This is a genomic window from uncultured Dokdonia sp. (assembly GCF_937910895.1).
Classification (GTDB): Bacteria; Bacteroidota; Bacteroidia; order Flavobacteriales; family Flavobacteriaceae; genus Dokdonia.
Map to the genome: position 1 here is coordinate 1 of NZ_CALEMI010000086.1, position 12,230 is coordinate 12,230.

Genomic DNA, 12,230 nt, shown 5'->3' on the forward strand with positions numbered 1-12,230 from the left:
TTTACCGGTAAGTTTATTGGTTCTTTTCTTCTTCCATCGTAAGAAGATTGCCAATTAGTTATTTTTGGACTAAAAACCACCTCAAGGGCAAACTTTGATAATCTCGCCTCAATATATCTTGAAGCTGCAGATCTATCACCTGTTAAAATATTTCCCCAGTTACCTTGAGTTTCAATTAAAAGATCTTTTTGCCCTATCTGAACCATTGCATCAGCAATACTTGCATCTCCGTGAGGATGGTATTGCATTGTATGACCTACAATGTTAGCAACTTTATTAAAGCGTCCATCATCTAAATCTTTCATTGAATGAAGAATCCTTCTTTGAACTGGCTTAAACCCATCTTCAATAGATGGAACAGCACGTTCAAGAATTACATAAGAGGCGTAATCCAAAAACCAGTCCTTATACATACCAGAAACCCTAATTAAAGAATCTCCTAAATTTTCCTCATCCATATTGTCTGAATTTATCAAATTCTTCATTTATGTTTCAATTCTGTCCAATTCAACTTTAAGATTATCAATTATAAATTTTTGTCTATCTGGTGTGTTTTTTCCCATGTAGAAAGAGAGTAATTCTTCAATCATCAACGCTTTATCTAGCATCACAGGAGCCAATCGGATGTCTTCTCCAATAAAATATTGGAACTCATCTGGAGAAATCTCTCCGAGTCCTTTAAATCGAGTAATTTCAGGCTTAACGCCCAGCTTAGCCATCGCATCTTGACGTTCTTGCTCACTATAGCAATAGATCGTTTCTTTTTTATTACGAACTCTAAACAACGGAGTTTCCAAAATATATAAATGCCCTTCTTTGATAAGCTCTGGAAAGAACTGTAAGAAAAATGTGATTAATAACAGTCGGATGTGCATCCCGTCTACATCGGCATCGGTAGCGATTACGATGTTGTTGTATCGTAAATCTTCGATAGATTCTTCGATATTCAATGCGGCTTGTAGGAGATTAAATTCTTCATTCTCATACACAATTTTCTTGGTGAGTCCGTAGCTATTTAAAGGCTTTCCTTTTAAACTAAAAACGGCTTGTGTATTTACATCTCTTGATTTTGTAATCGATCCACTTGCCGAGTCTCCCTCGGTAATAAATAAGGTAGATTCTAGGTTTCGTTCCTTCTTACTATCCGTCAAATGAATCCGACAATCTCTCAGTTTTTTATTGTGCAAGCTCGCTTTTTTTGCTCTATCTCTTGCTAACTTTCGGATGCCAGATAAATCCTTACGTTCCCGTTCTGCCTGTAAAATCTTTCGCTGTAAAGCATCTGTAACCTCAGGATTTTTATGTAAAAAATTGTCTAAGGCAGTTTTAAGAAAATCATTGATATAGGTTCGTACCGTAGGCAATTCTCCACCCATATCTGTACTCCCCAATTTAGTTTTGGTTTGGGATTCAAATACAGGTTCCATCACCTTGATACTAATCGCAGACACAATGGATTTACGGATATCTGAAGCTTCATAGTTTTTTCCAAAAAATTCTCTAATGGTTTTGACTACGCTTTCGCGAAAAGCTGCCTGATGTGTCCCTCCTTGCGTGGTATTTTGTCCGTTGACAAACGAGTGATACTCTTCTGAATATTGACTTTTACTATGGGTCATGGCAACCTCTATATCTTCCCCTTTCAAATGAATGATAGGATATAATCGATCTCCTTCTGCTATGCTTTCTGACAGTAAGTCTTTTAATCCGTTTTCTGAAAAGAACTTTTCTCCATTAAAAATAATAGTTAATCCTGGATTGAGATATACATAATTTTTAATCAGACGTTCTACATATTCACTCCTGTATTTATAGTTTTTGAAGATCATCTCATCAGGCGTAAAAGAGACTTTTGTCCCTCTACGACGAGATGTTTCATCTAGTAAATCTTGATTACTTAATTCGCCTCGTTCAAACTCTGCCGAAGCAGATTTGCCATCACGGGTAGACTCGACTCTAAAATAGCTTGAAAGTGCATTGACGGCTTTGGTACCTACCCCATTCAATCCTACTGATTTTTTAAACGCACGCGAGTCATATTTTCCTCCTGTGTTCATTTTTGAAACCACATCGACTACTTTTCCAAGAGGAATCCCACGTCCATAATCTCGTACAATCACTTTTTCTCCTTGAATAGAAATCTCAATAGTTTTACCAGCTCCCATGACAAATTCATCAATACAGTTGTCAAGCACCTCTTTTACAAGAATATAGATACCATCATCTGCACTGGAACCGTCACCCAGTTTTCCAATATACATCCCTGGCCGCATACGAATATGCTCCTTCCAATCAAGCGATCGGATATTATCCTCGTTATATTGTGTTTCTTCAGTCATAATTGTAGGTAGAACGGCTAATATAAGACATCATAAGCGCTTATAAAACCTGATAAAAGAGAAGTAATCAACAATTTTATGAAAAGAACTGTTGATTGTTTTCAGCACACCAATAAGATACGTTTTAAAGGGATATTATAGCCATAAATCATAATATATAATTTATAAAATGCAGTGAATCCCAGAACAAATTCTGGATATTAAAAATCGATTCAAGAGTCAAGATCTTAAATTTCAACCTGAACTGGAGCAAGTCTTAAATCACACTTGACACTGAAACATTTTCAGTAAACAGCAGGATTAATTCAACCAACTATTTTGTATGCTTCTTTCAGAATTCACTAAACTGCGTCTCACGAATAAAAATGGAAAGAAAACGCAATTATAGTATCTTTAAAAAAAAATGTCATGGCAAAAAAAAGTAAATCTGATTTCTTTATCTATTTGATAGGAATTGTAATTATAGGTTTTGTAGTCTTTCAAATTATAGGATACATACTCCCAGATCAGGAACCTGATTATACAGGAACTTTCTTACTAGAAGCTGTTATGCAAAGAAATGGGGGAAGAGATTCTTGGAGCGACATAAAGAAAATGTCTTACACAAAGTCTTTTCAGTTGTTTAATGAGGACGGTACAATAGAAAAAGACCTTACAGAGCACCACATATATAATTTTACAGATGGGGTTAATCGTGAAGTAACCTGGAGGAAAGGAGATACATTATATGAGATCCATCGATCAGATAGTGCAATCTATCAAATTAGAAATGGCGTACTAGATACACAGGTAACTCCAGAACAACTACAGTCAAAACTGAATGCTGCCACCTTTGTGGTTGGGCTTCCGTTTACACTAGACAGCTCATCGGCTACACTAACCTATGAGGGCACTACAGAGTTTCAACAGGCTTCTTGTCATGTTTTAAAAGTTACATTCCAAGAATCTACAGATGTGTGGAGACTTTATTATGAGAAAGAAACACTTGCATGGAAGGGCTATTGGGTACAAACTGCAGATCACTATAGTTTGGTGATTAATGAAGAAATGATTGATGTGGGTGGGTTTACGCTTTCGCGAAAGCGTAAAAGCTACAGAACCGATGCGCAACAACATCCAACATACATAAGAGCATCGTATGAATATGACAACTACATTATAGAATAACGCTGACTATACAATGCCTCCCTCTAGTTTCATAAATTGAGAAGGTGTCAAGTTGCTAAATCGCTTAAATGACTTATTAAAGGTTACTTTATTGTTATACCCAACTTCGTAAGCAATATCTATGATATTGAGATTTTCCTTATTAGACTTGAGTAATTTCATAGCTTCTTCTACTCTATATTTATTGATGAGTTCAAAAAAATTAAGTCCAAAATGTTCGTTGATTACTTGGGATGCATTATGACGTGTGGTTCCTAGACGATCAGCAATAGTTTCTAGCTTTATAGTATTTTGACGGTATACCTTTTCTTCTTCAAGTAAGTGAACTAACTGTTCTTTAAGCTCATTAGAGAAACTTGTGGTAAGCCCAGAGTTTTTGTATTTGATGATTTCTTTTTTGAGAAACTGAACCGTCCCAACAAGTACTTGAGGGTTTGCATACGCTATATACCCGACATATAATACTAATACTGACATAGCCAAAAACTGAATACTAGAGGCTGCTCCTTTAAAATCTTCCTTAATAAAAATATAAGCATACAAGATATATGAAGCTGCATACACGGTATGAATAATCATAATGGTACGCTGGAGTTTTACTTTTTTAGGAGTCGTTTTAGCAGATTTTATAGCATTTTTACGGTATAATCTAAATGTAAAATATCCATAAACAATAAGTGACAAAATCTTTATGGTAGTGATATATTCCAAATAAGGATGTTTTTCATATTGCCCCACCCCTAGCATCACTTCTAATTTCTCTTCTGCAGATAAGGTATAAATCGGAATAAATACAATAATGAGTCCTAGGGTAGGTAAGAGATGAATTAGATCTGCTTTTTTAAATGTGTAATTTTCTGTAATTCTTTTGAAGTAAAAATATAAAACAGGGCCGTATAAAAATGACAAGAATGTTGACATATTTTGTGTATGCGGCTGATAAAATGTATAATTACTTATATAGAGGGTTGTATGGATCAAGAAAAAAGAGTGCATTAAAACAAATAATCCAATAAGCCCATTGGCAACTCTATCTGTACGTCTTCTAATATTAAGTACAAATGCTATAAAAATTCCAATAAGCCCAACATATAGGTAAAAGAATGAGCTTAAACTAAATTTTACGGTATAATCATCCTGTAAAGCGATAAGTCTTGGATCATCATAAATATATTCATAAGCACTATTTGTTAATATAGAAAAGTCGCCTGTTGCTAAAATATACTTTCTAAGATTTTCTACCGCGATTGCTGCTTCACCTTCTTTTGCAGCTTCTAATGACATTTGTTTATAGGCTGCCGCTTCTTCAGTTTTAAAATCTACAACAGGCTCTTCTTGAGGAGCCATATTAAAACTTGAAAAGCTAAATAGTAGTACTAGTAAAAAAGCAATACGGAGTATAATTTTAGAGACTTGCATATTGGATGGTATTATACGATCAATTACTTAAAGGTACAAAATTGTCGTACATAACCAAGTTTTGCGGTACGTACCGATAAAAGTTTACGCACACTTTTATAAATATCAAAAATGATATTAAAAACAAAAAATAGTTTAATTAATTGATTATCAAAAAATTAAATAGTAAACTTTTGTCAGTGTCTAAAAAATACAAGGTAAAAAATGATCGGATTATTTTGTTGTTAAAGTTTTGTCGATTATTGTAAAACATAACAGTTTATCACAAAATGTTTAACTTAACCACTTTAGAAATCTCTATTATCAAGATACTTTTTGGTCTATAATCTCTAATGCACTAGCCACCGTATCCATTTTTTCGATCTCATCATCTTCGATGGTAATGTCAAAATGATCTTCTACATCAAGTACAACATCTACTAGATTTGCAGAGTTGATATTTAATTCATTTATCAAATGACTCTTGGGTGTAATATCATCTACAGAAACATCTTCTGGTAAATAAATTTTAATAATCTTCTTTAGTGCATCATAGTGATCTGTATTCATAGTCGTCTTATTTTTTTTATTTTTATGTAGTATATTTTTTAAAAAGCATACAGCAATTTACATCTCCGAAACCAAAACTAGCCTTTGCTGCTATCTTTATAGGTGTTTTCAAGGTTTTATTAGGAATCCGATTTTCAGCTACAATGGCTGTAATATCAGGATGAATATCGTCACAATTACGATTTCCAAAAACCATGCCTTCATGTAATTCTATAATAGTTGCTACAGTTTCTATACTTCCCGCCGCCGCAAGACAATGCCCTGTCATACTTTTAAGAGAATTAATATACGGAAACGCTGTTCCTGATCTTCCTAAAGCCTCACTCCAATTTTTTATTTCAGTCGGACACATCCCTGTGGCGGTAAGATGTCCGTTAATAGTATCTATTTCCTCTGGATTCACAGCCGTATTTTCTAATGCATCTTTAATACAGCGTTGTACAGCAACACTATTAGGAGCGGTCATACTTCCTGATTGTCGTTGTCCACCACTATTGACTGCACCTCCCAATACCTCAGCATAAATGGTTGCTTTTCTAGCGATGGCACTTTCCAGACTTTCAAGTACCAAGGCTCCTGCCCCACTTCCAGGTATAAAACCACTAGCATCGCTCTGCATCGGCCGACTTCCTAATTCTGGATGATCGTTATGTTTTTTATTGAGTACCCGCATCGCATCAAAACCTCCCCAGATATAAGGGCCTGAATCATTACAGCCACCTACAAGCATTCGTTTTGCATAGCCGTGTGCAATGCGATCATAGCCCATTAAAATACTTTCTGTTCCTGTAGTACAGGCACTAGAGTTGGTCGTTACCTGATTACCACATCCTAAATACCCCCCTAAATACGCACTAATCCCACTTGCCATCGTTTGAATAACAGTAGTGCTTCCTAAACGTTTTACTTTTTTATCATCGGTCAGATAAATGGCTTTCCTAAACTTTTCTGCTCCGAGAAGTGATGTGCCAAAAATGATTCCGCTCTCATAATCTACGGTATCCTTATCGGTGACGGTCAGCCCTGCGTCTTTCCAAGCATCAACACCCGCAATCATCCCGTAGATGATCCCTGTGGCATCAAGGTCTTTTAATTGTAAAGGTGTGAAATACTCAGCTAATAAATCGTCTGGAATTTCAGGCTCGCCAGCAATTTGGCATCCAAAGTTTAAATCGGCAAGTTGTTGTTGGAACCGGATGCCTGAAGTTCCATTTTTGAGTGCTTCTGTAAACGCTGGAATTCCTACGCCGTTAGGAGCACAAACGCCCAATCCTGTGATAACAACTCTTTTTTTCATAATGATACTTGGAAAACCCCAGCTAATTCGCCTTGACAGACAAGCTCATGAGCTTGATTATATAGTTTTACGTGACACTTTAATTTATGAAATCGGAAATACTTGACTTCTGAAATTACGGTTACTTTTTCATTCGGATAGACTGGTTTTAAAAACGAAACATCAGCACTTGTAAACGCCACTTTCATCGTTTCTAGAGCTATTTTGTCTTTCAGCAAATAAATACCTAAACTCACCAATCCTATCTGCGCCATACATTCCGTTAAAATCACACCTGGTGTTACTGGATGATCTTTAAAATGTCCTTTATAAAAATACGCATCTTCTTTAAATGTATAGTTTCCTTTTATGCGCTGTTCACTCACTTCTTCGATCTCATCTACAAATAAGAACGGCTCTGTGTAAGGTAATAGCGATATGATCTCTTTTGTATTCATCGTATATGATCTCCTCCATCTACAGGAAGAATGGCTCCATTTATCCAAGAAGCTTCATCTCTGCACAATAAATACACCGCATTTGCCACATCTTCTGGTAGTGTTAATCGATGGTATGGATTCCGTTCTATGGACTTCTCTTTCATCACGTCACTACCTGGTATTAATCGTAAACTTTCGGTATCTGTCACGCCTGCTTGGATGCAATTTGCTTTAACGCCTATTGGTGCAAACTCTAAGGCAATGCTTCGGGTGATACTTTCTAGGGCTGCTTTTGCGGCAGCAACGGCGCCGTATTGTTTCCATGCTTTTCGACTTCCTTCACTTGTAAAAGCAACCACTCTGGCATCTGGTGAGAATAAGTTCGCTTTCGCGAAAGCGGACACCCAATCATACAAACTAATCGCCATTGCGTCTATAGTCAGCGTAAAATCTTCATTACTTAAAATGGGTCCATCATCATCGTGGAGTGGTTTTAGATTGCCTCTCGCCACACTATGAACGAGTGTTTTAAACGTTGAAACTCCTACGGTGTTGACTAATTCTGTAATGACAGTAGTTCTTTTTTCAGGATTCATCGCGTCTGTATTAAAAGCAACGACGTTTGCGCCATGGGATTTCATTTCTTGAATGGCTTCTTCAAAAGTAGCTAAGACGCTCCTTCTACTGCGATGCACGATACAAATATGCATTCCTTCACGCGCGAGTTTTTTTGCTGTAGCAAGTCCTAAACCGCTACTGCCACCTAGAATAATTGCCCATTTACCTATATAATCTTGTTTCATAGCGATCATCAATTACCATTTTAATAATACGCGTTGCGCAGAAAAACCAGGCCCAAAACTAAGCATAATTCCTATATCATTTTTAGGAAGTTCTTTATCTAAAAATCGCTCTAAAACGTAGAGTACCGTGGCACTACTCATATTTCCATATAATTTTAATACTTCCTTGGTATCATCTATATTCTTGCCGAGTTTACCAAAAAGATCTTCCACAGTTTCTACTATTTTACGTCCGCCAGGATGAAATATCAAATGGTTTACGGCATGGATGTCTAATCCATTTTTTTCTAGAAACGGATGGATAATATCTGGAAATTGTTGCGCAATAGTCTCAGGTACTGCTTGATCCAAAATCATTTGTAATCCTGTATTTACCAATTTAAACCCCATCATGTGTTGTGCATCATAAAAGTGATACATAGCCGTATCTACGATTTCTGGACCACTGTCTTCTTCTTTTGAAGAGAGCAAAACACAGGCAGCACCATCGCCAAAAATAGCGGCACTGACCACATTTACCATAGAGAAATCTGTATGCTGGAAAGTAGCTGTGGGGCTTTCGATCGCAATCACTGCTGCACGTTTTTCTGGGTTGGCTTTTAAAAATTCATTGGCATAAATCACCCCCGAAACACCTGCTGCGCATCCCATTTCTGTAACGGGTAGCCGTACAATGTCTTGTCGTAATTGCAAACTATTGATCAAATAGGCATCTAGCGACGGAATCATAATGCCTGTACAGCTTACAGTAATAATATAATCTAAGGATTGTGGAGACCAATTGGCTTTGGTAAGTGCTTTATCAAGTACTTGTTCTCCTAATTTTACAACTTCTCGTGTGTAGATATCATTTTTTTCTTCAAAACTCGTCGCTGTAAACACTTCTTCTGGAGCCATAATACTGTAGCGTTTGTCTACCGCTGCATTCCCAAAAATCTTTTTTACTTTACGTTTAAAGCGATCTTCTTGATCATGTAACCAAATGTCCAGAAAAGGAATAATTTCGTCTGTGGTTCTGTGGTATTTTGGAAGTTGTTTTGCTACCGTTGTAATCTTTACATTCATAGGGTTTTAATTAACCACAGATATCGAAATGCCCATTTCCAAGTAATCTCAGAATGTTTTAATTTCAATTGTTGTGCAACTATTTTTAGTTCTTGCTTTTTAAATGCGCTAGCTATAGAAATAAGTCCATCATTTTTAGCAATATGGCTCTTGATAAAAATACGACTAAATAATCTAAATAACTGATAGGCGATTTTACTTCTTTGTAAGTCGTTTATAACAACGGCAATTTGCGCAAGGGCTACAAATTGTCTCATAAATACAAGAATTTCTGGATTTTTAAAGTGATGTAATGTAAGTGTGCATACAATGATATCACACTCAAACGATTCTTGATCGATTGTTAATATATCTTTTACTTCTAACGCTATGTTTTGATAAGCAGTTGACAGCTCTCTTCCCATCGCAATACTTTGCGGACTTAAATCAAGACCGACTAAGTGTAAGTGAAGGTTTTTAGGTTTAAAATAATCTGCGATGAGACGCAACATCTCTCCATCGCCACAGCCTACATCTACAATGGTCCATTCTTTTTTTAAGGGATTTTCTATAAAAAGACGTTCTAGAGCTTTTATGGTAATACGGTTTCCTCCTAGTAATTTGTTGACTCTAGAGATGTCTAAGAGTGCTTTTTGCAACTCTGTTTGAGAGATCGCAGGGTCATCCATAAGTTCTTGCTCACTGGATCTTATTGTTAAGTCTCTCATACTAATGCCGTACCGTGTGTGGATTTAATAATTGTTTTTAATAGATAGGGAGAGGTACTTACGATAGAAACTCCCATACGGGTGAGTCTTTTGTGTTGTAGTGCATTTTGAATCCACCGTCCTATGTTGAGTCTTTTTTGAAAGGCATCATTCCACGCTTTTGTATAGTGTTGTTCTAATTGTGATCTGGTCAATGTATATGATTTTTGTTGTACTAATAGGCTTGAAATGATCTTAGCGCTATGAATTGCCATCGCCATACCGTTACCACATAGTGGATGAATCAATCCCGCACTATCTCCTATCATAAATATATGATCGACGATGGGCTCTTTCTTATCGAATGATATTTGACTTATGGTAACAGGCGCTTCAAACACCATCTCGCTATTTTCAAAGAAATGCTTAAGTGCTTTGTTTTTGTAGAGCACTTCCTGTTGATATTCTTCTATATTTTTATATTTTTTAAAGGATGCATAATCGGCAAGATAGCATGCATTCACGTGATCTGTTTCTACTTTTGAGAGTCCGCAATAGCCTCCATTAAAATTATGAAGTGCAACGAGATCGTCTGGAAAATCTGACTTATAATGTGCTTTAACGCCTAACCAAGCGGATTTTTTCTTTATGAATTTTCGCGAAAGCGTAATATCCATACTACTTCGTTTTCCGAAAGCTCCTAAAACGTAGTCTGCCGTATATTTTTGGTGCGTATTGGTCGTGACTTGAAATTGATCTTCTTTAAATTGTACATCGGTCACTGTGGCTTGTTGTACGTAAACGCCTAGCTTTATAGCTTGGTTTACCATTAATGCATCTAAGGCATAGCGGCTCATACCGAAACCTCCAAGCGGAAGTGTGATATCTAGTGTAGCACCTGACACACTTGAAAATTGAAATTTGTCTATTTTTTTTGCTTGGTGATCAAATGGGTAAACTCCTAATTTTTCGAGATATGAGAGCACTTCATTTGAGATATATTCACCACATACTTTATGTTTAGGATAGGGATTTTTTTCTATGAGTGTGACTTCAAAACCATCTTTTATTAAGTGAATCGCACTCGTAAGACCTGCAAGACCTCCACCTATAATTAAAACTTTTAGTTCCTTTTGACTCATGTATGAAGTTAACTTCACAGTAAAAATAGTTGTTATATAGTAACTAAGTACCATAAAAAAATAAAAAATGGCACTCATTAAGTTTGAAATAGTAATGTGTAAAATGATTTAGTATTCTTTATATATACTCGTAACTACTATTAAAAAAAAGATCATAATAGATATAACTATTTAACAATCAGCAATTAATATAAAATCATTGCCTTTTATAAATTTTTGTTAATTATTTGACAAATAATGACTTAATAGCCCATTATTTTAAATTAAAAATAAAAAAAATCATTTTTTTTTATAAAATAAAATGTAACTTAGTATTTCATTATTAACACTATATACCACAAAAACCTACATGCAGGATCAATTATTTAATATTCTTGACAAGTTATTAATTACTAATAAAATCAAACTTAATAAAGAGGAGTTGAAACTCCAATTATTGAGTCATCCCTCCTATCCAAGTTTACATGCGTTAACAGGGGTCCTTAAACATTTTGGAGTTCCTAATCTTGCATTACAAGTTCCTACAGATCAAGATACTTTAGATCAATTACCTCCTACTTTTATAGCAAATGTAAAAGGAGATAAGGGGATGTATTTAGGACTTATTGAGAAAAAAAACGATACAGTTAATATATACACAGATCATAAAGAAGTAAAAAACGTATCTAATGATGCTTTTTTTGAAGCTTGGGATGGTATTATTGTCGCCGTAGAAAAGGATGAGACTATTAAAGAAGAAAAGACAACGAGTACTTCTAAAATAGTACAATGGGTATTTATTGCTATAGGTTTAGGTGTGGGTATTGCATTGCTGAATAAAGCATTGGTATTTGAAGGGATTCATTACTTCTTGAGTATTGTTGGATTGATTCTAGCGGTACTTATTGTTGGTCATTCATTAGGCGGTATGATCGGGCCTTTATATGCTTTGAACTATCCCAAACAGACTCTCTCAGTATCACTTTTAAGTACCGCAGCATTTAGAACTGAAGATGATAAAAGTAAAGTCAATGCAGTTCTTAAGAGTATGCATGAAAAGGGTATTGAGCGAATCCTCAGTACTTTGACCGATAGGTGGTTTACTGATGACTTTATCGAACAAAACTCTATTGCTGTTGAGTCACGTTTACAACAAGTACTCGATACTAATCCAGAGGTCTTTTTAGAGGTCTTTCGTATCTATGCGGAAACAGAAATGTCACCATGGTTAAACCTTGTAAATCAACCTTGTCTTGTTCTTACTGGAGAGAATGATGGTGGTTGCAGTCCCAGACTTAACAAACTTATTGCAGAAGAATTACCAAATTCTGAATTATGCATTCTAAAAGATTATAAGCACTCACT

Annotated in this window: 12 protein-coding genes; 2 read left to right on the plus strand and 10 right to left on the minus strand. The window is 35.7% G+C overall.

What is annotated here, in order from left to right; translation table 11 throughout:
- On the minus strand, window positions 1-485 hold a 485-nt coding region (locus tag Q0505_RS10460), incomplete at its 3' end, for a DNA gyrase subunit A (protein WP_299212524.1).
- A complete protein-coding gene (locus Q0505_RS10465; RefSeq protein ID WP_299212526.1) occupies window positions 486-2,339 on the minus strand; it encodes a DNA topoisomerase IV subunit B in 1,854 nt (617 codons plus the stop codon). It lies immediately after the preceding gene.
- Between the two features lie 408 nt (window positions 2,340-2,747).
- Here Q0505_RS10465 and Q0505_RS10470 point away from each other — a divergent pair, with 408 nt between their 5' ends.
- A complete protein-coding gene (locus Q0505_RS10470) occupies window positions 2,748-3,506 on the plus strand; it encodes a hypothetical protein (protein ID WP_299212528.1) in 759 nt (252 codons plus the stop codon).
- 6 nt (window positions 3,507-3,512) lie between these two features.
- Here Q0505_RS10470 and Q0505_RS10475 read toward each other — a convergent pair whose 3' ends face one another.
- From Q0505_RS10475 to Q0505_RS10510, 8 genes are all read right to left on the minus strand, one after another.
- A complete protein-coding gene (locus Q0505_RS10475) occupies window positions 3,513-4,925 on the minus strand; it encodes a helix-turn-helix domain-containing protein (RefSeq protein WP_299212530.1) in 1,413 nt (470 codons plus the stop codon).
- A gap of 303 nt (window positions 4,926-5,228) precedes the next feature.
- Window positions 5,229-5,474, minus strand: coding sequence for a phosphopantetheine-binding protein (locus Q0505_RS10480; protein WP_299212532.1), 246 nt, complete (start codon window positions 5,472-5,474; stop codon window positions 5,229-5,231).
- Between the two features lie 22 nt (window positions 5,475-5,496).
- On the minus strand, window positions 5,497-6,771 hold the full coding sequence (locus Q0505_RS10485) for a beta-ketoacyl-[acyl-carrier-protein] synthase family protein (RefSeq protein WP_299212534.1): 1,275 nt from the start codon (window positions 6,769-6,771) through the stop codon (window positions 5,497-5,499).
- Window positions 6,768-7,208 (minus strand): hydroxymyristoyl-ACP dehydratase, encoded by a 441-nt coding sequence (locus Q0505_RS10490; protein WP_299212536.1) that lies wholly within the window; start codon window positions 7,206-7,208, stop codon window positions 6,768-6,770. Before Q0505_RS10490 ends, Q0505_RS10485 begins: the two co-directional genes overlap by 4 nt.
- A complete protein-coding gene (locus Q0505_RS10495; protein ID WP_366519398.1) occupies window positions 7,205-7,993 on the minus strand; it encodes an SDR family oxidoreductase in 789 nt (262 codons plus the stop codon). The genes Q0505_RS10490 and Q0505_RS10495 overlap by 4 nt, the downstream gene beginning before the upstream one ends.
- Window positions 7,994-8,005: 12 nt before the next feature.
- Window positions 8,006-9,058, minus strand: coding sequence for a type III polyketide synthase (locus Q0505_RS10500; protein WP_299212540.1), 1,053 nt, complete (start codon window positions 9,056-9,058; stop codon window positions 8,006-8,008).
- A complete protein-coding gene (locus Q0505_RS10505) occupies window positions 9,055-9,765 on the minus strand; it encodes a methyltransferase domain-containing protein (protein WP_299212542.1) in 711 nt (236 codons plus the stop codon). The genes Q0505_RS10500 and Q0505_RS10505 overlap by 4 nt, the downstream gene beginning before the upstream one ends.
- A complete protein-coding gene (locus tag Q0505_RS10510) occupies window positions 9,762-10,964 on the minus strand; it encodes an NAD(P)/FAD-dependent oxidoreductase (RefSeq protein WP_366519400.1) in 1,203 nt (400 codons plus the stop codon). The genes Q0505_RS10505 and Q0505_RS10510 overlap by 4 nt, the downstream gene beginning before the upstream one ends.
- 271 nt (window positions 10,965-11,235) lie before the next feature.
- On the opposite strand from Q0505_RS10510, the gene Q0505_RS10515 reads away from it, so the two are divergent.
- Window positions 11,236-12,230 (plus strand): alpha/beta hydrolase (locus Q0505_RS10515; RefSeq protein WP_299212546.1); only part of this gene is annotated, 995 nt, incomplete at its 3' end.

Excerpts from the sequence above, each read along its gene's own strand:
- Q0505_RS10510 (WP_366519400.1), bottom strand. The coding sequence starts at position 10,964 with ATGAGTGCCATTTTTTATTTTTTTATGGTACTTAGTTACTATATAACA.
- Q0505_RS10505 (WP_299212542.1), bottom strand. The coding sequence starts at position 9,765 with ATGAGAGACTTAACAATAAGATCCAGTGAGCAAGAACTTATGGATGAC.
- Q0505_RS10500 (WP_299212540.1), bottom strand. The coding sequence starts at position 9,058 with ATGAATGTAAAGATTACAACGGTAGCAAAACAACTTCCAAAATACCAC.
- Q0505_RS10465 (WP_299212526.1), bottom strand. The coding sequence starts at position 2,339 with ATGACTGAAGAAACACAATATAACGAGGATAATATCCGATCGCTTGAT.
- Q0505_RS10495 (WP_366519398.1), bottom strand. The coding sequence starts at position 7,993 with ATGAAACAAGATTATATAGGTAAATGGGCAATTATTCTAGGTGGCAGT.
- Q0505_RS10490 (WP_299212536.1), bottom strand. The coding sequence starts at position 7,208 with ATGAATACAAAAGAGATCATATCGCTATTACCTTACACAGAGCCGTTC.
- Q0505_RS10475 (WP_299212530.1), bottom strand. The coding sequence starts at position 4,925 with ATGCAAGTCTCTAAAATTATACTCCGTATTGCTTTTTTACTAGTACTA.
- Q0505_RS10470 (WP_299212528.1), top strand. The coding sequence starts at position 2,748 with ATGGCAAAAAAAAGTAAATCTGATTTCTTTATCTATTTGATAGGAATT.
- Q0505_RS10480 (WP_299212532.1), bottom strand. The coding sequence starts at position 5,474 with ATGAATACAGATCACTATGATGCACTAAAGAAGATTATTAAAATTTAT.
- Q0505_RS10485 (WP_299212534.1), bottom strand. The coding sequence starts at position 6,771 with ATGAAAAAAAGAGTTGTTATCACAGGATTGGGCGTTTGTGCTCCTAAC.